General features: G+C 64.0%; 13 protein-coding genes. 6 read left to right on the plus strand and 7 right to left on the minus strand.

The annotated features are described in order from the left end of the window. The first annotated feature begins 78 nt into the window (after nt 1-78). The 5 genes from NKH90_RS10365 to pdeM all read left to right on the plus strand — a co-directional run bounded on the left by NKH90_RS10365 (nt 79) and on the right by pdeM (nt 6,041). Nucleotides 79-1,443, plus strand: coding sequence for a leucyl aminopeptidase family protein (locus NKH90_RS10365; RefSeq protein ID WP_352819253.1), 1,365 nt, complete (start codon nt 79-81; stop codon nt 1,441-1,443). A 70-nt stretch (nt 1,444-1,513) separates the two neighbouring features. Next, the gene (locus NKH90_RS10370; RefSeq protein WP_352819255.1) at nt 1,514-1,864 is read left to right on the plus strand and encodes a MarR family winged helix-turn-helix transcriptional regulator; all 351 of its coding nucleotides are present in this window, start codon (nt 1,514-1,516) and stop codon (nt 1,862-1,864) included. Beyond that, on the plus strand, nt 1,827-2,738 hold the full coding sequence (locus tag NKH90_RS10375; protein ID WP_502893817.1) for a C40 family peptidase: 912 nt from the start codon (nt 1,827-1,829) through the stop codon (nt 2,736-2,738). The genes NKH90_RS10370 and NKH90_RS10375 overlap by 38 nt, the downstream gene beginning before the upstream one ends. Before the next feature lie 67 nt (nt 2,739-2,805). Beyond that, nucleotides 2,806-5,328: a ligase-associated DNA damage response DEXH box helicase gene (locus NKH90_RS10380; protein ID WP_352819257.1), complete on the plus strand. Its 2,523-nt coding sequence runs from the start codon at nt 2,806-2,808 to the stop codon at nt 5,326-5,328. Next, nucleotides 5,325-6,041: a ligase-associated DNA damage response endonuclease PdeM gene (gene pdeM / locus NKH90_RS10385; protein WP_352819259.1), complete on the plus strand. Its 717-nt coding sequence runs from the start codon at nt 5,325-5,327 to the stop codon at nt 6,039-6,041. The genes NKH90_RS10380 and pdeM overlap by 4 nt, the downstream gene beginning before the upstream one ends. A gap of 2 nt (nt 6,042-6,043) precedes the next feature. Here the strand turns inward: pdeM and NKH90_RS10390 are convergent, their stop codons facing one another. From NKH90_RS10390 to NKH90_RS10400, 3 genes are read right to left on the minus strand one after another with little or no spacing between them, the layout of a single operon-like run. After that, the gene (locus NKH90_RS10390) at nt 6,044-6,979 is read right to left on the minus strand and encodes a dimethyl sulfoxide reductase anchor subunit family protein (RefSeq protein WP_352819260.1); all 936 of its coding nucleotides are present in this window, start codon (nt 6,977-6,979) and stop codon (nt 6,044-6,046) included. An 11-nt stretch (nt 6,980-6,990) separates the two neighbouring features. Next, the gene (locus tag NKH90_RS10395; protein ID WP_352541286.1) at nt 6,991-7,725 is read right to left on the minus strand and encodes a 4Fe-4S dicluster domain-containing protein; all 735 of its coding nucleotides are present in this window, start codon (nt 7,723-7,725) and stop codon (nt 6,991-6,993) included. Continuing rightward, complete coding sequence (locus tag NKH90_RS10400; RefSeq protein WP_352819261.1) at nt 7,722-10,652, minus strand: molybdopterin oxidoreductase family protein; 2,931 nt, start codon at nt 10,650-10,652, stop codon at nt 7,722-7,724. Before NKH90_RS10400 ends, NKH90_RS10395 begins: the two co-directional genes overlap by 4 nt. 279 nt (nt 10,653-10,931) lie before the next feature. Between NKH90_RS10400 and NKH90_RS10405 the strand changes: the two genes are divergently transcribed. After that, nucleotides 10,932-11,834 (plus strand): LysR substrate-binding domain-containing protein, encoded by a 903-nt coding sequence (locus tag NKH90_RS10405; RefSeq protein WP_352613907.1) that lies wholly within the window; start codon nt 10,932-10,934, stop codon nt 11,832-11,834. A gap of 5 nt (nt 11,835-11,839) precedes the next feature. Here the strand turns inward: NKH90_RS10405 and NKH90_RS10410 are convergent, their stop codons facing one another. The 4 genes from NKH90_RS10410 to NKH90_RS10425 form a co-directional block, all read right to left on the minus strand. Next, complete coding sequence (locus NKH90_RS10410; protein WP_352613908.1) at nt 11,840-13,096, minus strand: Hsp70 family protein; 1,257 nt, start codon at nt 13,094-13,096, stop codon at nt 11,840-11,842. Nucleotides 13,097-13,204: 108 nt separating this feature from the next. Next, entirely contained in the window at nt 13,205-13,996 is a 792-nt protein-coding gene (locus NKH90_RS10415; protein ID WP_352819263.1) for a TIGR02186 family protein, read from the minus strand. Further along, nucleotides 13,996-14,919 carry a sulfite exporter TauE/SafE family protein gene (locus NKH90_RS10420; protein WP_023676949.1) on the minus strand — a complete coding sequence of 308 codons (924 nt, stop codon included), beginning with the start codon at nt 14,917-14,919 and terminating at the stop codon, nt 13,996-13,998. The genes NKH90_RS10415 and NKH90_RS10420 overlap by 1 nt, the downstream gene beginning before the upstream one ends. 191 nt (nt 14,920-15,110) lie before the next feature. After that, nucleotides 15,111-18,971 (minus strand): peptidoglycan-binding protein, encoded by a 3,861-nt coding sequence (locus tag NKH90_RS10425; protein WP_352819265.1) that lies wholly within the window; start codon nt 18,969-18,971, stop codon nt 15,111-15,113. Nucleotides 18,972-19,087: the final 116 nt, after the last annotated feature.

The following is a 19,087-nucleotide window of genomic DNA, read 5'->3' on the forward strand; positions in this document are numbered from 1 at the left end:
TCTTTCCTCCCGCAGAAATATTCTGTTAACCCTAACGGAGAGTTAAGAAACGCCGACTCGGAAGCCGGAGGCCAGCGAATGCCTGTCGAACTCGTCGAGAAAGAATTGAGCAATGCGCTGCCGGTCCATCTGGTGGCGAAGGATGCTCTGGCGGCGGCGGGCCTTGCGCCATCCTCGGTCGCCTGGGCCAAGGCCAACGGCTTTTCCGGCGAGGCCGGCAGGACGCTCATCGTGCCTGGCGACAACGGCGCGATTGCCGGAGCCCTGTTCGGCACCGGTGATGGCGAGGGCGCACTGGCCATCGGCGCACTAGCGAGAGCCTTGCCCGCAGGCGAGTGGCATTTTGCGTCCGCACCGGCCAAGCCGGAGCTTACGGCACTCGCCGTGGCGCTCGGCGGCTATGTCTTCACCCGCTACGGCAAGAAGCCAGGCAAGACGCTTCGCCTCGCGCTGCCGGCAGGCACCGACGCCGCCCGCATCCGCCGCCTCGCCGATGGCATTTTCCTGGCGCGCGATCTGGTTAACACGCCGACCAGCGATATGGGCCCCGGGCAGTTGGAGAAGGCCGCCCGGACCTTGGCCGCGACGCACAAGGCCGAAATATCGGTGACCAAAGGCGACGATCTTCTTACCGCCAACTTTCCGATGATCCACGCCGTCGGTCGGGCTTCTGCCGACGCGCCACGCCTGATCGACATGATTTGGGGGCCGAACAATGCCCCCAGGATAACGCTGGTCGGCAAGGGCGTCTGCTTCGATACAGGCGGTCTCGACATCAAGCCGTCCTCGGGCATGCTTTTGATGAAGAAGGACATGGGTGGCGCTGCCAACGTGCTGGGTCTCGCTTCCATGATCATGGCCACCGGGTTGAAGGTTCGGCTGCGCGTGCTCATCCCGGCTGTCGAGAATTCGATAGCCGGCAACGCCTTCCGGCCAGGCGACGTGCTGGTGAGCCGCAAGGGCATTACCGTCGAAATCGGCAACACCGACGCCGAAGGACGGTTGGTGCTCGCCGATGCCCTGGCCTTGGCCGATGACGAAGAGCCGCAGATGCTGGTCGATATGGCAACGCTGACAGGCGCTGCCCGTGTTGCGCTCGGTCCCGACTTGCCGCCGTTCTATACCGGTGACGAGACGCTTGCATCCGAGCTGGCGGACGCCTCCGTTGCGGTCGAGGATCCGCTATGGCGGATGCCGTTGTGGAAGCCCTATGACGCCAAGCTGGCGTCGAAGGTGGCCGACGTCAACAACGTCACGCCGGACGGTTTCGCCGGCTCGATCACGGCGGCGCTTTTCCTGAAGCGCTTCGTGGAAAAGACCGCCGGCTGGGCGCATGTCGACATCTTCGCCTGGAACCCGTTCGACCGCCCGCACGGCCTTGCCGGTGGCGAAGCGCAAGGCATCCGGGCGCTGGAGCAGGTCATTTCGAACCGCTACGGCTGATTCTCGGGCATAGCCGACGAAGGTTATTGACTGAAACGGAACCGAAACAATTTTCCGTCATGCTGGACGGATGTCGATTATCATGCGTCCAAGCCAGGCGTTGCGACTATGGCAACAGGTGGTGCTGTCGGAGGTGCGCGACGACGCGCCCGATCTCACCATGCGCCAGACGGCGATCCTGTTCACCATCTATCTCGATCCGCCGCCCCACACGGTACGGGGGTTAGCCGCCCGCCTCAACGTCACCAAGCCGGTGATCACCCGTGCGCTCGATACGATGGGGGCGCTGAAACTGGTGTCGCGGCACCGCGACAAGCTCGACAAGCGCAACGTGCTGGTCAGGCGCACAGTCGAAGGCGCGCTCTTTGTCGAGCGCTTTGGCGATGTTATCATTGCCAGAGCCCAAGAGTTGCCAATTTGAACGAGTTGCCGATTTGACCGCCAGGGATGCCCGCCTCCATGCCTTCCGCTCCGATCTCGCCGACGCCAGGCTGCGAGGCGAGGTCGCCGCCGACCGTTTCGTCGCCGGCCGGCCGGCTCGCATATCAGCCTCCGTCGCCGACATCCGCAAGGCGCCGCGCCCGGACGCCGGCGTCGATACCCAGCTTCTGTTCGGCGAAGACGTCCTCGTCTTCGAGGACGTTGAGGGCTGGGCCTGGATACAGGCCGAGCGCGACGGCTATGTCGGCTATGTCGCCGACACCGTGCTGGGCGGTCGGGAGCATGCGCCCACCCATGTTGTCTCGGTGCCGCGCACTTTCCTCTATCCGGGACCGGATTTGCGGTTCCCGGTGAGCGGGGAGCTCTCGATGGGGTCATTGGTGGCGGTGACGGGCTCAGCGGAAACGCGCGGCACGCATTATGCTCTGCTGCCGTCCGGCCAGGCGGTCATCTCGGGTCATCTCAGGCCGGTCGCCGAGGTTCATCCCGACTACGTCGCGGTCGCCGAGGCGTTTCTCGGCACGCCCTATCTGTGGGGCGGCGTCTCCGGCTTCGGCATCGATTGTTCCGGTCTCGTGCAACTTGCAATGCACATGGCTGGCAGGCAAGTGCTGCGCGACACCGACATGCAGGCGGCGACCGTCGGCGAGCCGCTCGAACCCGGGCCGGATTTTGCCGGGTTGCGGCGCGGCGACCTGGTCTTCTGGAAAGGCCACGTCGCGATCATGACAGATCCGGAGACCATGATCCACGCCAACGGCCACACCATGCTGGTGTCGCGTGAAGGACTGAGGGAGGCGGTCGCCCGTATCGGCTATCTCTATGGCGGACCGACCGGGTTTCGCCGGCCGTAGCGCGAATCGATCACCTTTTGTTCTGATTCTGCTTGGCGATTGCGCGCCGCCGCGCTACGTCTGGCGCGTGACAGAGCAGCCGCGCCTTGCCGAACAGAATGCCGCCGTCGTCCTGCCCGAGCCATTTGTCAAATGGTTTGCGGAAAAGGGCTGGTCGCCGCGCGCCCACCAGATCGATTTGCTGGCCAAAGCCCAGGGCGGCCGGTCGGTATTGCTGATCGCCCCGACCGGCGCCGGCAAGACGCTGGCCGGGTTCTTGCCATCGCTGACCGAACTGGCCGGCCGGCCGAGGAGAAGGCCGGGGCAGGCGCATCGAGGCATCCACACACTCTACATCTCGCCGCTGAAGGCGCTGGCCGTCGACATCGAGCGCAATCTCGGCAAACCCGTCGAAGAAATCGGGCTGCCGGTCACCGTCGAGACGCGCACCGGCGACACGCCCGCACACAAGCGCCAGCGGCAGAAGCTGGCGCCGCCCGACATTCTCCTGACCACGCCCGAGCAATTGGCGCTGCTGATTGCCGCGCCCGATGCCAGGCGCTTCTTCGAGGACCTGCGCTATGTCGTGCTCGACGAATTGCATTCGCTGGTGACCTCGAAGCGCGGGCATCTCCTGTCGCTCGGGCTGGCCCGGCTGCGCTCGTTTGTGCCCGCCCTGCAGACGATAGGCCTGTCGGCGACGGTCGCCGAGCCTGATGAATTGCGGCGCTGGCTGGTCAGCCAGAATCCACCGGGGCCGATGGCCGAACTAATCGTCGTCACTGGCGGCGCCAAGCCCGACATCTCCATTCTCGATTCGGAGGAGCGCGTGCCGTGGGCGGGACATTCGGCCCGCTACGCAACGCCGGAAATCTACAACGAGATCAAGCGCCACAAGACAACCCTGCTGTTCGTCAACACGCGCAGCCAGGCGGAGTTGCTGTTCCAGGAGTTGTGGCGGGTCAACGAGGAGACCTTGCCGATCGCGCTGCATCACGGCTCGCTCGACGTCGCGCAGCGCCGGCGTGTCGAAAAGGCGATGGGCGAGAACGCCCTGCGCGCCATCGTCGCCACGTCGACGCTCGACCTCGGCATCGACTGGGGCGATGTCGACCTGGTCGTCCATGTCGGCGCGCCGAAAGGTGCCAGCCGGCTGGCGCAGCGCATTGGCCGCGCCAACCACCGTATGGACGAGCCGTCCAAGGCGATCCTGATACCGGCCAACCGCTTCGAGGTGCTGGAATGCAGGGCGGCGCTCGACGCCAATTATCTCGGTGCCCAGGATACGCCGCCGCTGGTCGATGGCGGGCTCGACGTCCTGGCGCAGCACGTGCTGGGCTGTGCCTGCGGTGCGCCGTTCCATGCCGATGCGCTGTTCGAGGAGGTGCGGACGGCAGCACCCTATGCCGATCTCGATCGCCCGACATTCGATCGCGTCATCGATTTCGTCGCCACTGGCGGCTATGCGCTGAAGAACTATGAACGCTACGCCCGTATTCGTCTCAACAAGGACGGGCTGTGGCGGGTCTCAAATCCTCGCGTCGCCCAACAATACCGGCTCAATGTCGGCACCATCATCGAAGTGCCGGCGCTCAACGTCCGCTATGTCCAGGCCGGCAGCAGAGGCGCGGCTTCGCGTGGCGGCCGGGTTCTGGGCAAAATCGAGGAGGCGTTCCTCGAAACGCTGACGCATGGCGACACCTTCATGTTCGCCGGCAAGGTGCTGCGCTTCGAAGGTATCCGCGAGAATGAGTGCTTTGTCTCGAATGCACCCGGCAGCGACGCCAAGGTGCCGTATTACGGTGGTGGCAAATTCCCGCTTTCGACGTACCTGGCCGAACAGGTCCGCGCCATGCTGGACGATCCGCAGCGCTGGAAGAAGCTGCCGGAGCAGGTCGCCGACTGGTTACGCTTTCAGGCCGACAAGTCGGTGCTGCCGAAACGCGACGATCTGCTGATCGAGACCTTTCCGCGCGGCAACCGCTACTATCTGGTGGCCTATCCGTTCGAGGGCAGGCTGGCGCACCAGACGCTCGGCATGCTGCTCACCCGCCGCCTCGACAGGGCGGGAGCCAAGCCGCTCGGCTTTGTCGCCACCGACTATGCGCTTGCCATATGGTCGCTGGCCGATATGGGCCATATGTTCAGGGCGAAGAAACCGTCGCTGGCTGCGCTATTCGATCAGGACATGCTGGGCGACGACCTCGAAGCCTGGCTCGCCGGCAGTTGGTTGTTGAAGCGCACCTTTCGCAATTGCGCGCTGATCTCGGGATTGATCGAGAAACGCCACCCAGGGCAGGAGAAGAGCGGCCGCCAGGTAACCGTGTCGACGGATCTCATCTACGACGTGCTGCGCAGCCACGAGCCCGACCATATCCTTTTGCAGGCGACGCGTGCCGATGCCGCGACCGGTCTCTTGGATGTCAGCAGACTTGCCGAGATGCTCTCGCGCGTCCAAGGTCGAATCATGCATAAGAACCTCGAGCAGATATCGCCGCTCGCCGTGCCGATCATGCTCGAGATCGGCAAAATGCCGGTGCACGGCGAGGCCGATGACACGCTGCTGATGGATGCAGCCACGCTGGTCGAGGAGGCCATGGGGACGAAATGACTGTCGCGCTCGCCATGGCTGCGCCTCTGGCGGATGCGGGCGCTGTCCGTATCGCCGGCGAACGCGCGATCTGCGACCGTCGCGGCGTGCTCTATTTTCCCGAATTCCGGCTTCTGACCGTATCCGACCTGCATCTGGAAAAAGGTTCATCACTGGCCAGGCGCGGCACGCTGGTCCCACCTTACGACACCGGTGCGACGTTGCTCCGGCTGCAGGCGGTGATCGGCGATTATCAGCCTGCGATCGTTATCAGCCTGGGCGACAGTTTTCACGATGGCGGCGGCGCCGCACGTATGCACGAGAGCTTTCGCCAAAGGCTGGAGGGGCTGATGGTCGGGCGCGACTGGTTCTGGGTCGCCGGCAATCATGACCCGGAAGCACCGGCCGACCTGCCGGGCGAAACCGTGCGCGAATTGGCCATCGGTTCTCTGCTCTTCCGGCACGAGCCTTCGGCGGTGAGGGCGGAAGGCGAGATATCAGGTCACCTGCATCCTTGCGCCCGCATCGTGCAGCAAGGCCGTTCGGTGCGGCGTCGTTGCTTTGCCGGCGATGGCGGCCGCATGATCATGCCGGCTTTCGGCGCCTATACCGGCTCGCTCAACGTGCTCGATCGCGCCTATGCCGGGCTGTTCCGCCGCGAAACGCTGATGGCCTATATGCTTGGCACAGAGCGCATTTTCGCGATTTCCCACGCGATGCTCAGACCGGGCTGAACCTACCTGCCGTAGTACAAAGTGACCGTGTGCTTGGCCTCGGCGAAGAACAGCCAGCGCTCGACCAGCATTCCGGCGAGTTGGGCGATTGCGGCGAGTATCGACAGTGCTGCCGCATAGGGCCACGGCAAGGCGAACGCTGCGACCAGCAGCAACGCGGGCAAAGCAAATGCCAGCACCTGCGTGATCTGGCGGAGTTTAGCGCTGTGCTTGCGCGCAATGCGAAAACCCATCTCCTTGAGCAGATAGTTTTCCTCGGTATGCGGCCATTCCAGCGACCGCACCGTGCCGCCGGAAAGCCCGGTTGCGGTGTTGGCGTTGGTCGGGATCTCCAGCCTGTCATTGTATCGCCAGGTCGCCAGCTTCAAACCCCAGCCGAGCGCGGTCAGCAACAGGGCAGCCGCCAGAAGCATATTCGAGCCTGCGGCAAATCCCTGCAGCAGGGCGTTGAGCAGTACGCTGCCGGTCATCGCCGAAAAGACCAGGTAGGCGGGCAGGGTGAAGCGGCTGTGCCACTGGGCAATCGGCTTCAACGACGCGTAGATCATGCCGGTGGTGCAGACGGTTGCGACCGCGCCGACGGCAGCGAGCAGCCCGGCGACAGCCGCCCAGCCGCTCGTACGGCCGAGGACCACCCAGCCAATACCGAACAGTCCCGCCGGCACGAAGGTGGCGACCGAGGCAACACCTTCGCGCGACAGCCATGAGCTACGCCATTGCGAGAAGGCACGCCAGGCGCGTTCGGGCCGGCCGAGATGGCCGGCCGACGACAGCAGGCCTGTCGAGATCAGGCCAAGCGCCAGCCCCATGCCGGTGAGGCCAAGCCAGAAATCGGGCGGGATAAAGCCCTGTCCAGCGAGCACGCCAAGCAGCGCGAGCAGGCCGTAACCGGCGCCCGTGGCCGTGGTGAAAAAGACGACGGAGAAGGCTGGATGCATGAAGGCACGGGTCAGTTCGAGAGCATGCGGTCGACCCAGCCGAGGAAGCCGCCTTCGGCCCGCACCGCTTCAAGCGCTGGCGCCGGCACCGATGCGGCGCGGGTGGTGTGGGCACGTGGCGGCAGATATTTGTTGGTCGGCTTATAGCCCATTTCCGGCATCAGATCGACACCGCCACGCTCGGCCACCAGTTGCGAGATAGCGGATGCCGGATCGCCCAGATCGCCAAAATGCCGCGCGCTGGTTGGGCAAGCAGCGACGCAGGCCGGCACGCGATCTTCTTCCGCCAGATTGTCGTTGTAGATGCGGTCGACGCACAACGTGCATTTCTTCATCACGCCGACATCGGTGTCGAACTCGCGCGCGCCATAGGGGCAGGCCCAGCTGCACAATTTGCAGCCGATGCATTTGTCCTCGTCGACCAGCACGATGCCATCCGACGCCCGCTTGTAGGAGGCGCCGGTCGGGCAGACCGTGACGCACGCCGGCGTCTCGCAGTGCAGGCAGGAGCGTGGGAAATTGACCGTGCGCCCACCCATCTCGGTCATGTGCTCATAACTGTGCACGCGGTTGAACCAGACGCCGTCGACATTGCCGCCATAGGGGTCGATGTCGGTTAGCGGCGCCATATGGCCGCCGGTGTTCCATTCTTTGCAGGCGGTAACGCAGGCCTGGCAGCCGACGCAGGTGTCGAGATCGATGACAAGGCCGAGCTTCTTGTCGGTATGGGTGGGAAGGCAAGTCATTCCGCGGCTTCTCTTTTCATGCGGAACTCGGCGCCGAAACTGAGCTTGTCGGGCGAGAGCTCAGAGTCCGGCAGCTGGCGGAACCGCTCGAACTGCGGTTCGGTGAAGCCCGCTTCCTCGGGCGCGCATTTGACGATGCGCACGCGCAGGTCGAACCATGCGGCCTGGCCCGTTACCGGGTCGGAATTCGAATAGCGTTTGCCGTTGGCATCGGCGGAGGTCTGGTCGCCGATGATGTGGTTGAGCAGGAAGCCGCGATTGGATTCGGCCGCGTCGTCCTTGAGCCCCCAGCTGCCGCGCCGTTTGCCGATCGCGTTCCAGGTCCACACCGTATCGGCGTTGACGCCGTCGGCCAGCTTGATCTGTCCTTTGACCTTGCCGTTGATGCTCTCGATCCAAACCCAATCGTCGTCGACAAGGCTGAGGCCGGCTGCCGTCCGGTAGTGCACGAACAGTCGGTTCTGGCTGGTGATCTGCCTTAGCCAGGCATTCTGCCCGCCCCAGGAATGGTACATGTGCATCGGCCGCTGCGTCAGCGCGTGCAGCGGATAGGCTTGGCTGTCGACCGCAGCCTCTTCGAAGGGCGCATACCAGAACGGCAGCGGATCCATATAGGTCTCGATGCGGCTGCGCTCCGCCTCCGGCGGCAGCACCCCGCCATGGCCGCGCGCCGCAAGGCGAAAGCGCTGCATCGGCTCCGAATAGAGTTGGAAGACGATCGGCTCGGCCTTCGGCATGAAGCCCATGCTCTCAGCCAATTCGAGATACGAGCGGTTGGCCATCTTGTAATAGCGCTGATCGGCGGCGAAATCCTGGTGCCAGAAGCCGCCATTATCTATGTAGCGCTGCAACTGGTCGGGATTGACCTCGCCCTTGCCAACCGAGGCCCCGTCCTTGCCGCGCCAGCCGGCGAGCGGACCGACACCTGGCGTGCGCTCGTGATTGACGATGTAGTCGGCATAGTCGCGGTATTTGGCGGAGCCGTCGTCATGAACGAAGCCGGGCAGACCGAGCCGCGCGCCGAGTTCGATCAGCACCGTCTGGAACGGCCTGACGTCGCGGTCCGGCTCGACGACCGGATGGCGGATGGCGTCGCCCGGACCGTCGGCATGGCTGATCGGCCGGTCGAGCAGACTGATACAGTCATGACGCTCGAGATAGGTGGTGTCCGGCAGCACCAGATCGGCAAAAGGCACGGTCTCGGCATAATAAGCGTCGGAATAGATGATGAACGGGATCTTGTACTCGCCCGACGCATCGATATCGGTCAGCATCGCCATCGTCTCGACCGTATTCATCGACGAGTTCCAGGCCATGTTGGACATGTACATAAACAGAGTGTCGATCTTGTAGGGATCGCCGGCCCAGGCGTTGCGGATAACCGTGTGCATGAGCCCGTGTGCGGCCAGCGGCGCATCCCAGGAGTAGGCCTTGTCGATACGAACAGGCTTGCCGCCTTCATCGATCAGCAGGTCCTCCGGTCCGCAGACGAAGCCGAGCGGCATGCCTTCGAGCGGTGTCATCGGCTTTACATTCTTGCCGGCGGGCATTGGACCCGGCGGCGCGGACCGCGGATAAGGCGGTTTGAAGCGGAAGCCGCCCGGCACGTCCACCGTGCCGAGAAGCACCTGAAGCAGATGAATGGCGCGGCAAGTGTGAAATCCGTTCGAATGGGCCGAGATGCCGCGCATCGCATGCATCGACACCGGGCGACCCTTGATGGTCTCGTGCCGGCGGCCGGCCCAGTCCGTCCAGGCCACCGGCAATTCGATTTGCTGTTCGAAGGCGACATGGGCGAGTTCTGCGGCAATGCGTCGGATGGTGTCGGCGGAGATGCCGCACCGGTCAGTGACGGCGTCAGGTGAATAGCTCTCGTCCAGATAACGGTCGACGACGAGTTGGAAGACCGGCACGCAGCGGCGGCCGTCGACGAGAACGCTGCCGGTCAATGCGGGCTTCGCGTCCGCATCGCTGGCATTGACAGGCGTCTTCGCCACCCTGTCCCAAGCCAGCGGATTGCCGTCGCCATTGCGCATGAACAGCCCGTCATCGACAGCTCCAGGCTCCTGAACGACCAGGATGTGGGCATTGGTGTAGCGCAAGAGGTACTCGAGATCGATGCGGCCAGCCTTCAGCAATTCATGGATGAGGGCGAATACGAACAGGCCGTCGGTGCCGGGCCGGATGCCGATCCAGTCGTCGGCAATTGCATTATAGCCGGTGCGGCAGGGATTGATTGAAACCACCTTGGCGCCGCGCGCCTTGAGCTTGCCGAGTCCGATCTTGATCGGATTGGAATCATGGTCTTCGGCAACCCCGAACAGCATGAAATATTTGGTGTTGTCCCAGTCGGGCTCGCCGAACTCCCAGAACGAGCCGCCAATCGTGTAGAGGCCGCCGGCTGCCATGTTCACCGAGCAGAAACCGCCATGGGCGGCGAAGTTCGGCGTGCCGAACTGGCTCGCCCACCAGCCGGTCAGCGATTGCGACTGGTCGCGCCCGGTGAAGAAGGCGAGTTTCTTCGGATCGGTCTGGCGGATGTTCGAAAGCCGTTCTGTCGCGATCGACAAAGCTTCCTCCCACTCAATCTCGCGGAACTCGCCCGAGCCGCGCAGTCCGGTGCGCAGCAATGGTTTCGTCAGCCGCGCCGGGCTGTAATGCTGCATGATGCCGGCGCTGCCTTTGCCGCACAGCACGCCGCGATTGACCGGATGATCCTTGTTGCCGTTGATATACCGAACCTTGCCGTCTTTGATATGGACGTCGATGCCGCAGCGGCAGGCGCACATATAGCAGGTGGTCTTGGCGATGCTGTCGGAGACATCAGGCGACGTATCGACGCCGTCGCGTTCAGCGGGCGCGCGCGTATCGGCAAGCGGCCGTTGTGATGGTGCCGAATTGGCTCCGCGCAGCAGGTTGTTGGTCATGATCCGGTGATGCTCTTGCGCTCCGCTAACTTGGCTCTCGTCTTCGGACCTGGGCCGCGCATGTAATGTTGTTCCGGACGATAGCGTTCACCGACGAGCCGCCACCGCAGGCTGCGGGTCCAGTGCGCAAACACGGATTTGAACCGCCCCACCAATTCTACCCTCGACTGCTCTGGCGCGACTTTTTTCCAATTTCGGGCCAAAATTTAGAACAAAGCGACCGATCCGTCTAACAACTTGCTCTTGTAATTCCAATCGGATTTGCTTCTTAGTATCGGAATGACCCTGGACCAGTTGCGGATCTTCGTCGCCGTCGCCGAACGGGCGCACATGACCAAAGCGGCCGAGTTGCTGGGCATCTCACAGTCGGCCGCATCCGCCGCGATCCGCTCGCTCGAACAGCAGCATGGCGTCCAGTTGTTCAACCGCGTCGGCCGCAACATCGAACTCGCCGAGACCGGACGCCGATTCTTGCCCGAAGCCAAGGCGGTCCTCGAGCGGGCTGCGGCGGCCCACAATGTGCTGGAGCATGTCTCGCAGACGATATCAGGCAGTCTCTCGATAGCTGCCAGCCAGACCATCGCCAGCTATTGGCTGCCGCGCCGGCTCGCCTCTTTCCACGAAGCCTATCCTGCCGTCAGGCTGAGCGTGAGCATTGGCAACACCAGGCAGGTCGAGACCAATGTACTTGATGGCGCAGCCGATTTTGGCCTGGTCGAGGGGCGCACCGAATCCGACATTTTGCGGCGTGCCAAGGTCGATATCGATCGCATGATGCTGGTCGTGGCGCGCACGCACCCTGAGATCGCGGAAGTTTCGCCTGGACATCCCGACCTTGGCGGGCTTCGCTGGATCATTCGCGAAGGCGGGTCGGGCACGCGCGAGGCGCTGGAGGACCTTGCCCGACGCGACGGGGTTTCGTTCGCGGACCTGCAGATATTCCTGGTATTGCCGAGCAATGAGGCTATTCGCCAGGCGGTCGAGGCCGGCGCCGGCGCCAGCATCATTTCGGAACTCGTCGTCGCGCGCGCGGTCGCCGAAGGCAGTCTGCGTTCCGTGCCGATCGATCTGCCGAAGCGCGAATTTGCCATGATCACGCATCGCGACCGGCAGCCAAGCCTGGCCCAGATGGCGCTCAAGGCGCATCTTGGCGGCAAAGCTGAGAGATCCGCGCCGCTTTAAGCCGATCAGCCGAACTTCCGCTGCGCGTCGAGCGCCAGCCCAAGCCCGACCGAGCCGAACACATCGCCTTCGATTACCGACGCCTGCGGCACCAGCGCCAGGATCTGCTGCCTGGCCAGCGGGATCGCGGTCGATCCGCCGGTCAAGAACACCGCGGTGATATCCGAGGCCTTCACCTGTGCGTCGCGGATGGTCTGCTCGACCGTAGCCGCAACACGCTCAATGTCCCTGGCTATGGTGGCTTCGAGACTCTTGCGCGTGATTTCTGCCGTGAACCTCACCTCCGGCAGCGCGACCTCGACATCGGCCGACGATCGGTCCGTCAGCTCAATCTTGGCCTTTTCGACCAGTGCCGCCAGCGCGTGGCCGTAACGATGCTCGACGATGTGGATGAACCGGTCGACCAGGTCTGCGCGCTCCGCCTCATAGCGGATCTGGCGCAGATGCGTCATCGCCCTTGCGGTATAGACCAGGTTGATGCGCTGCCACGTCGCCAGGTCGATGAAGTAGCTCGCCGGCAGATTACGTTTGCCATCCTTGGTCGGTGAGAGATGGCCGAGCTGCGGCATCACATGGGCGATGCTCAACAGCCGGTCGAAGTCGGTGCCGCCGATATGGATGCCGCGGCTGGCCAGGATGTCGTCCTTGCGGTCAAGCGAGCGGGCGCGCTCGGGCGAGACCCGCACGATTGAGAAGTCGGACGTGCCGCCGCCCATGTCGACGATCAGCGCCAGTTCCTCGCGCGTCACCTTTTGTTCGTAGTCGAGCGCCGCGGCAATCGGTTCGAACTGGAAGGCGATCTGCTTGAAGCCGTGGGCACGAGCGGCGTTTTCGAGTTCGTGCTCCGCCTTGGCGTCGGCCTCGGCATCGTCGTCGACGAACTGCACGGGCCGTCCCAGCACGACGCTGTCGACCGCGTCATGGGCTTCTTCTTCCAGCTTCTTTTTCAGATGGCCGACGAACAGGCCGACAATCTCCATGAAGCCGATCGAGCGCGCCTTGATGCGCGTCTTTTCGTGGGCGAGCGAGCTGCCGAGCACACTCTTCAACGAGCGCATCAGGCGGCCTTCGATACTGTCCGTATAATTGGCAAGGGCGCGTCGCCCGAAATAGGTGTGGTTGTCCTCGAAATTGAAGAATACCGCACTGGGCAGCGTGACCTGGCCGTCTTCCAACGCCACCAGCCGCGGCTGCCCGTTCCTGACCACGCTTACGGTGGAATTCGAAGTGCCGAAGTCGATCCCGGCGAATGCTGGTCGCATCGTGCGTTCCTGTATTTCTGATTTGGGGAGCAGCAGCTCGTGTCCGGTCGGGCCGGGGGTCGCGGTCTAACCCATACCCTCGGAAAGGGAAACCACTTTTACGAGAGTTCAGTCTTTCCTGAACACCAGTCTTCCGAGCCAGCCGGTCAGCATGGCAAGCGATACGGCAAAGACACCGTAGAGGAAGGAATAGTCGTGCGCGACGCGGAAGATCGACTGTTCGAAACCGGACTTGCGGATTTCGAGCTGGGCGGAGCTTTCCTTGATGAACAAGCCGCTCTTGAACAGGAAGGCGCGGGCCTTATGGGTGCCGACCGGAACGTTTGGGGCGAGCCTGACGGTGGCGCGGAACAGGTTCTGCGACAGGAACTGCACACCGCCGACATTCTCGCTGTAGAGGCCGGTCGCCGCCTTGCGTTCGCGCAGCGCGGCGGTGAACTCCTCGATTGCCGCCGGGCTGTCCTCCGCGTCGGCCGGCTGCAAATAGAGGTTGGAGGCGCCAAGCGACAGCTGCTTGTAGCTGTTCGGATCGGTGACGTCCTGCAGCGGCCGCGTCGTCGCCACCGAATAGGAGACAGGTACGTTTTTGAAGGTCTCCGACTCCAGATTGACCCAGACGCCGAGCACCCGGTCCTTGCGGCGCACGACGACCGGCCGAGCCGGGCCTTCCAGCACGACGATCACGTCGTAGCGCCCTTGCCGCGCGACAAGCGGATCGGCATTTTCCAGTGAGCCGAAAATGGTCAGGTCGGCGCCGGAAAAGCCGGCGGTAATCGAGACATTGTCGGTGGAAAGGCCGATCTGGATGTTTTCGGTTAGTGGCGCCTGCGCCTTCGCCGGTGGCGCAGCAGCCAGCAGCGACAGCAAGACGGCGGCCGCGAGCGTCCTTAGGCCGGCCATCAGCTCAGGCCCACGCCGGACAGAGAATAGAGATTGGGCGGCGTGACGAAAAGATCGATGGCAAGCCGGATGGCTACCGCCAGCACGAGCAGCGCCAGCAGTGCCCTGAGTTGCTCGCCCCGCAGCCTCTGACCAGCCTTGGCGCCATATTGCGCGCCGGCGACGCCGCCTGCCATCAACAGGAAGGCGAGCATGACGTCGACCGTCTGATTGGTGGTGGCGTGGACCAGCGTGGTGTAAGCCGAGGTGAAGATGATCTGGAACAGCGAGGTGCCGATGACGACGTTGGTCGGCACTTTCAAAAGGTAGATCAGGGCCGGCACCATGATGAAGCCGCCGCCGACGCCCATGATCGAGGACAGGAAGCCAATCGCCGCGCCCAGCCCAAGCACCGGAATGACGCTGACGAAGAGCTTCGAGGCCCTGAACCGCATCTTCAGCGGCAGGCGGTGGATCCAATTATGCTGGCCGGATTTCTTCAACACCGGTGCGGCGCCGCTGCGAGTAGCGCGCAGCGCATTGACGCTCTCGACCAGCATCAGTCCGCCGACGGTGCCGAGCAGCACGACGTAGAGCAGCGAGATGAACAGGTCGAGCTGGCCGAGCCGGCGCAGGAGCGCAAAGACATAGATACCACCAGTCGAGCCGACGATGCCGCCGGCTAAAAGCACGCCGCCAAGCTTGAAGTCGAGCGTGCCGCGCTTCATGTGCGACAGGGCGCCGGAGAAGGAGGAAGCGATGACCTGGTTGGCGCCGGTGGCGACCGCGATTGCCGGCGGTATGTTGTAGAAGATCAGCAGTGGCGTAATGAGAAAGCCGCCGCCCACGCCGAACATGCCCGACAGGAAACCCACCGCCGCACCCATGGCCAGCAGCACGAAGATGTTGACGGAAATTTCCGCGATCGGGAGATAGATGCCCACCCGTCAGTCTCGATCAGTTTGCCTCCTGGCGAATGCAACCGTTGCGGGCATTTTGCGTCAGAAGGCTATCTCGTTCTTGCGCCGGCCGGGCCGTGAAGTCAAACTTCGCCGCACCGCCGAAACAAAAAACAACTCAATCAGTTAACAGGCAAATCTGTGGCAAGGGCGTCGCGGAAACGACGCATCCGCCGTTATTTACGCGCAAGCAGCGCCTTGACCAGCTTTTCGTCGATCGCGCCGGTTGCCTTCATATCGTTGTCGGCCTGGAAGGCCATGATCGCGTTCTTGGTTTTCTGGCCCATCATCCCGTCGGGATTGCCGGCCTCGTAGCCGTTCTTGTTGAGAATGCGCTGGATGTTCTGGACCGCTTTCTTCATGTCGATGCCGGCGGTCGTCTGCGGTGTGCCGTCCTGCCACGATTCAGGAACGTCGGCCGAATTGGCGGCTGGATCGAGCGGCTTGGCCTTCCACAGTTCAGCCGCGGCCCGCGCACGCTCCAGCTGCTCGGGCCTCAGTGCCTTGGCGATCTCATCGCGCTTGGCCGCCGCATCCTTGTCGCCGGTCTTGGCGACGAGTGCGAACCATTTGTAGCTCTCCTCGAGGTTCTGCTTCATGCCGACGCCCTTCGCCGCGAGGATGCCGAGATTGAACTGGCTATCCTTGACACCGAGATCCGCCGCCGCCTGGAACCAGCGCGCTGCCGATTCATTGTCGGTCACGCCATCCGCCGCCATCGCAAACAGCACGGCAAGATTGTGCATCGCGCTGGCATTGCCCTGCGCTGCGGCAAGCTGGTACCAGGTTTTCGCTTTCTTGATGTCGCGTGCGACGCCGATGCCCTTCTCGTAGAAATTGCCGATGCGGTATTCTGCCGGCGCGAAACCGAGTTCGGCAGCTTTCTCATACCATTTGGCCGCCGCCGCCATGTCTTCTTTGACGCCGCGAGACTCGGCGTAGCGCGAGCCGATCTCGAACAGCGCCTTGGCGCCGCCGCCCGCCGCTGCATCGCGCAGGGCGGCCGGACCGGCATCGGCCGGAACGTCGATCTTGGCAACGCCTGCCGCGGCAGCATCCGCCGGTGGCACCGTGCCGGTCGTGTCCTGCGTCGCAGCGGTGGCTATAGCAGGCGCGGCAGCCATTGGCTCGGCGTCGCTGGCCGTCGCCGCTGCCGGCGTGGGCACTGCGGCCGCGGTGTCTTGCGCCGCCAGGTCAGCGGGCTCCGCGGAAGCCGAGGGCGCCGTCGATGTCTCGGCTGCCGGTGTAGCGGGGCCGGTTTGCGCCGCCGTGTCGTCCTTGGTCATCGATGCGGATGGCTCTGCCTGCCTGACGGTGGGCGACGGCGCGCTCTCCTGTGGTGTCGTCTGCGCGTCCGCCTTCGGCTCGCTGGCAACGCTGGCCAAATTGGTTTCCACCGGCTGTACGGCCACGGCCGGTGCCGCCTCATTGTTGGTGACTTCGACCGGGTCGGAGAAGAAGGCTTTGCCCAGTTGCAGGCCGGCAAGCGCCAGCATGATGGCGATTGCCCCCATCAGGATCGGCTTGCGCCGCGCCTTGAGCAGGTCGCCGATCCTGAGTGCCTTGACCGGGCCTTTCATCGTCGACTGGCGCTTGAGGGCGTCCGCCTCGGCAGCCGCCGCTTGCGCAGCCCGTCTGGCTGCCGCAATGAAGTCCGATTTTGCCGCCTCAGCGCCGCCTTCCCGGGTCGGCTGCCCGCGCTCGTCGCGCACGCGCTTCATGATGGCGCTGAGGTCGGGTGCGCCGGAGCCGGGTTCCAGTGGCCGGTTGGCGAGCTTGGGGTCGAGGGGCTCGTCGAGATCGACGCTCGGTATCTCGGCGCTCTGCGCCGAGCCTGCAAGCGGCGGCATCTCGGCGTCCTTCTTGCCCTTCAAGGCGCGCGCCAGCCCGCCTAACATCGATTTCCTGCCGCCGCCTTGCTCGGATTTTTCACGCGTCGTGTCTGAACCGAGAGCCGCCAGGGCTGCTGCGGCGGCGGCCTCGGCTGGCGTACGCGGACCTGGCTCGTCGCGGACGAGCGCCGCGGCGCGGCCGTCGAGATCGGCCATGCTGCCTGTCAACGGCAGCGGCTGGTCGAGGTCCATCGACGGTGCGTCCTGTACCGAGATCTTGGATGGCCGGCCGAAACGCTTGCTCAACTCAGCGCTTGCCGGTTCGCCCGTCTCCAATGAACCAAGCCTGTCAACGATCTTGAGCAGCGTATCGTGGATAGCCTCGAACGTTCTCGAATTGCGCTCGTCCGAACGCCGCGTCAGTGCCTCGAGCGTCTTCAGGTCCTGGGCGAGGCCGGTGACGGCCGCCGTGTTGGCGCTTGATCCGGCCAGTGAGCGGACGGCGCTCTCAGCCGCCTCGCGCGCCGCGCCGAGGATGGAATCGCGGGTTCCGGCCAGCGACTTCTCGATTTCGTTGAGACGCGGGCTGATGTCGTCGAATTCCGGCAGCGGCGTGCCGGGCTTGGAAAGATGCGCCGTCAGGCCGGCGACCTGCGCTTCAAGGCTGCGGATCAACGCCGGGTCGATGCTGGCGACCTGTGCCGCGGACGAATCCAGCCGGCTTGAGATGTCTTCGAGCCGGCTCTCCAGGCCACGGATCGCCGCCTCGTTGGCGGGATCTGGAACGCGCGTCTCAATCCGCTTGGCCAGCGCGGTGAAGCGGGCGTCGATGGCATCCATGATGCCGGCGCTATCGACCTGCGGCATGCGCTGGTCTAGCCTGTCGGCGACCTCGTCCAACCGGCGCTCAAGGTCGCGAAACAGCATGTTGCCTTGTTCGATTGCGTCGCCCTGGCGACGTTCCATCATGCTGGACAGCACGTCGAAGCGCTGCTCGAGCCCCTGGAAGATGTAGTCGGCGTCGGGCATGGCAGGTGCGTGGTCGATCTTGTCGGCAATAAGCGCGACTTGCCTGGCAAGGCGCTCCATCGCCTGTTCCGGCAGATTGGCTCGGCCGGCCAGTTCATCCACGCGGCTCGACAATGTGTTGAGACGGTCGATGACCTCCCGACCCGGACGATCCTGCGACACTTCTTCGATTTGCTGGGCCAGTGAATCGATCCGCTTCTCGATGCGTTCGAAGGGCTCGGGGTCGAACGAATTGGCTTGCGCGGCAACCGTCGAGGCGACGATCGCGCGGGAAATCTCGTCGAGCCGCTCGTCGATCTGACTGAATGTGTCGCCGCCGCGATTGTCCTGCTGGCGGGCGAAATGGTCGACCGCTCCGGCAAGCGTGCGGACCTTTTCCTCGAGCGAGCGCAGCGACAGCGATTCCGGCAGATTGCTGACGGCATTGCTGATCTGTTCGAGCCGCTCCGTCAGCGCCGACAGGCCGGGTGCATCGGAACGCTTGCGCTGATCGGCCTCGACGCGATCCTCGAAAGCGTTCCAGCGGCGGTCGAAATCGTCCCAGCGGCGTCCGACCGCCTGCACGCTCTCCTCGCGCGCTAGCGTATCGAGCGCGGCTTTGACCTGCTCAAGCTCGAGCCGCAGCATATTGACGCTTCTGTCGTCGCTTTTTTCGGCCAGTGTCTGGATGGCGCCGGAAAGCCGCTCGAATTCGACGCTGAGTTCGGCGCTGCCTTTGCCGCCGCCATTTGACTGGAAGGCTCGCTCAATATTCTTCCGCAGTACCTCGAACTCGCGTTGCATGCCGGAGGTCATCTGCTGGCGCAACTCTTCGCGCAGGCCGCGCAATTCCCCGGCGATCTTGCCGGCTAGGGCGACGCCGTCCTCCTGGCCGCGCACCCGGTCGATATCGCGGGCGATCGCCTGGTAATTCTGGTCGAAAGCCGCTGCTGGACCTTTCGGCCGCTGCGCGCGTGGATCCTCATACCGGCGCTGCTGGCCATAGGGTTGGGCGCTGGGATAGCGTGGTTCTGCCGCTGGTCGGCGCGGATCGGGGTGGCTTGCCGTCTCCTCGCGCGTCCGCTCCAGCCGCTGCTCCAGAGTTTCCAGGGAGCGGTTGAGCTCTTCAAGCGTCGTGTGCGGCCGGCGTTGCCTGCCGGCGTTGAGTGTATCGAGGTAGGACCGCTTGCTGTTCATCAATGCGCCCGTTTCAGAATTGCTGGCTTTCACCAGGTTCCCAAAGTCCTGCCGGGACGAAGGCGACTGCTTGGCTTGTTGCAGTGGAAGACGAGCTTCCCGGTCTCATCCGCGCT

Origin of the sequence: Mesorhizobium sp. M0898 (assembly GCF_040319695.1) — a bacterium.
Taxonomy (GTDB): domain Bacteria; phylum Pseudomonadota; class Alphaproteobacteria; order Rhizobiales; family Rhizobiaceae; genus Mesorhizobium.

What these genes read in the sequence shown, in the direction of transcription:
- NKH90_RS10365 (WP_352819253.1), top strand. Translation starts at nt 79, where the DNA reads ATGCCTGTCGAACTCGTCGAGAAAGAATTGAGCAATGCGCTGCCGGTC.
- NKH90_RS10370 (WP_352819255.1), top strand. Translation starts at nt 1,514, where the DNA reads ATGTCGATTATCATGCGTCCAAGCCAGGCGTTGCGACTATGGCAACAG.
- NKH90_RS10375 (WP_502893817.1), top strand. Translation starts at nt 1,827, where the DNA reads ATGTTATCATTGCCAGAGCCCAAGAGTTGCCAATTTGAACGAGTTGCC.
- pdeM (WP_352819259.1), top strand. Translation starts at nt 5,325, where the DNA reads ATGACTGTCGCGCTCGCCATGGCTGCGCCTCTGGCGGATGCGGGCGCT.
- NKH90_RS10390 (WP_352819260.1), bottom strand. Translation starts at nt 6,979, where the DNA reads ATGCATCCAGCCTTCTCCGTCGTCTTTTTCACCACGGCCACGGGCGCC.
- NKH90_RS10395 (WP_352541286.1), bottom strand. Translation starts at nt 7,725, where the DNA reads ATGACTTGCCTTCCCACCCATACCGACAAGAAGCTCGGCCTTGTCATC.
- NKH90_RS10400 (WP_352819261.1), bottom strand. Translation starts at nt 10,652, where the DNA reads ATGACCAACAACCTGCTGCGCGGAGCCAATTCGGCACCATCACAACGG.
- NKH90_RS10405 (WP_352613907.1), top strand. Translation starts at nt 10,932, where the DNA reads ATGACCCTGGACCAGTTGCGGATCTTCGTCGCCGTCGCCGAACGGGCG.
- NKH90_RS10410 (WP_352613908.1), bottom strand. Translation starts at nt 13,096, where the DNA reads ATGCGACCAGCATTCGCCGGGATCGACTTCGGCACTTCGAATTCCACC.
- NKH90_RS10415 (WP_352819263.1), bottom strand. Translation starts at nt 13,996, where the DNA reads ATGGCCGGCCTAAGGACGCTCGCGGCCGCCGTCTTGCTGTCGCTGCTG.
- NKH90_RS10425 (WP_352819265.1), bottom strand. Translation starts at nt 18,971, where the DNA reads ATGAACAGCAAGCGGTCCTACCTCGATACACTCAACGCCGGCAGGCAA.